Annotated in this window: 1 protein-coding gene and 1 pseudogene; both read left to right on the forward strand. The window is 65.9% G+C overall.

Going from position 1 to position 1,731, the window contains the following annotated elements; all coding sequences use genetic code 11:
* A pseudogene (locus ACFYXC_RS41835) lies at positions 1-242 on the forward strand (alpha-1,4-glucan--maltose-1-phosphate maltosyltransferase); the annotation flags it as partial.
* Positions 239-1,731, forward strand: a 1,493-nt coding sequence (gene treS, locus ACFYXC_RS41840; protein WP_389558400.1) for a maltose alpha-D-glucosyltransferase, incomplete at its 3' end; no start/stop codon positions are given. The pseudogene ACFYXC_RS41835 and the gene treS, both read left to right, overlap by 4 nt.

Below are 1,731 nucleotides of genomic sequence, written 5' to 3' on the forward strand. Positions count from 1 at the left end.
ACACGGTTCTGGTGGTCGTGAACCTCGACCCTCACCACACCCAGGAGGCCACGGTCTCGTTGGACATGCCGCACCTCGGCCTCGACTGGCACGCGTCGACACCGGTACGCGACGAGCTCACCGGCGAGACCTACCACTGGGGCAGGACCAACTACGTACGCCTCACCCCCGGCCACCGGCCCGCGCACGTACTGACCGTCCTGCGACCGTCCTCACCGCCCACCGGAGGGTCACCCACATGATCGTCAACGAACCCGTCCCGGACACCTTCGAGGACACCCCCGCCAAGGACCGCGACCCCGAATGGTTCAAACGCGCCGTCTTCTACGAAGTCCTCGTCCGCTCCTTCCAGGACAGCAACGGCGACGGCATCGGCGACCTCAAAGGACTCACCGCCAAACTCGACTACCTCCAATGGCTCGGCGTCGACTGCCTGTGGCTGCCCCCCTTCTTCCAGTCCCCCCTCAAAGACGGCGGCTACGACGTCTCCGACTACACCGCCGTCCTCCCCGAATTCGGCGACCTCGCCGACTTCGTCGAATTCGTCGACGCCGCCCACCAGCGCGGCATGCGCGTCATCATCGACTTCGTCATGAACCACACCAGCGACCAGCACCCGTGGTTCCAGGCATCCCGCAACGACCCCACCGGCCCCTACGGCGACTACTACATGTGGGCCGACGACGACCAGCAATACGCCGACGCCCGCATCATCTTCGTCGACACCGAAGCCTCCAACTGGACCTTCGACCCCATCCGCAAGCAGTACTTCTTCCACCGCTTCTTCTCCCACCAGCCCGACCTCAACTTCGAGAACCCGGCCGTCGTCGAAGAGATCATCTCCGCCCTCCGCTTCTGGCTCGACCTCGGCATCGACGGCTTCCGCCTCGACGCCGTCCCCTACCTCTTCGCCGAAGAAGGCACCGACTGCGAGAACCTCCCCGCCACCCACCAGGTCCTCAAACGCGTCCGCGCCGAGATCGACGCCCACTACCCCGACACCGTCCTGCTCGCCGAGGCCAACCAATGGCCCGAGGACGTCGTCGACTACTTCGGCGACTACACCGCCGGCGGCGACGAATGCCACATGGCCTTCCACTTCCCCGTCATGCCCCGCATCTTCATGGCCGTCCGCCGCGAATCCCGCTACCCCGTCTCCGAAATCCTCGCGAAGACCCCCGCCATCCCCGCCGGCTGCCAATGGGGCATCTTCCTGCGCAACCACGACGAGCTCACCCTCGAAATGGTCACCGACGAAGAACGCGACTACATGTACGCGGAATACGCCAAAGACCCCCGCATGCGCGCCAACATCGGCATCCGCCGCCGCCTCGCCACCCTCCTGGACAACGACCGCAACCAGATCGAACTCTTCACCGCACTCCTGCTGTCCCTGCCCGGCTCACCGATCCTCTACTACGGCGACGAGATCGGCATGGGCGACAACATCTGGCTCGGCGACCGCGACGCCGTGCGCACCCCCATGCAATGGACCCCCGACCGCAACGCCGGCTTCTCCTCCTGCGACCCCGGACGCCTCTACCTCCCCACCATCATGGACCCCGTCCACGGCTACCAGGTCACCAACGTCGAAGCGTCCATGAGCAACCCCTCCAGCCTGCTCCACTGGACCCGCCGCATGATCGAGATCCGCAAACAGAACCCCGCCTTCGGCCTCGGCTCCTACACCGAGCTGCCGTCCTCCAACCCCGCCGTCCTCGCCTTCCTGCG

Source organism: Streptomyces sp. NPDC002701 (genome assembly GCF_042889045.1).
In the GTDB taxonomy this organism is placed as follows: domain Bacteria; phylum Actinomycetota; class Actinomycetes; order Streptomycetales; family Streptomycetaceae; genus Streptomyces.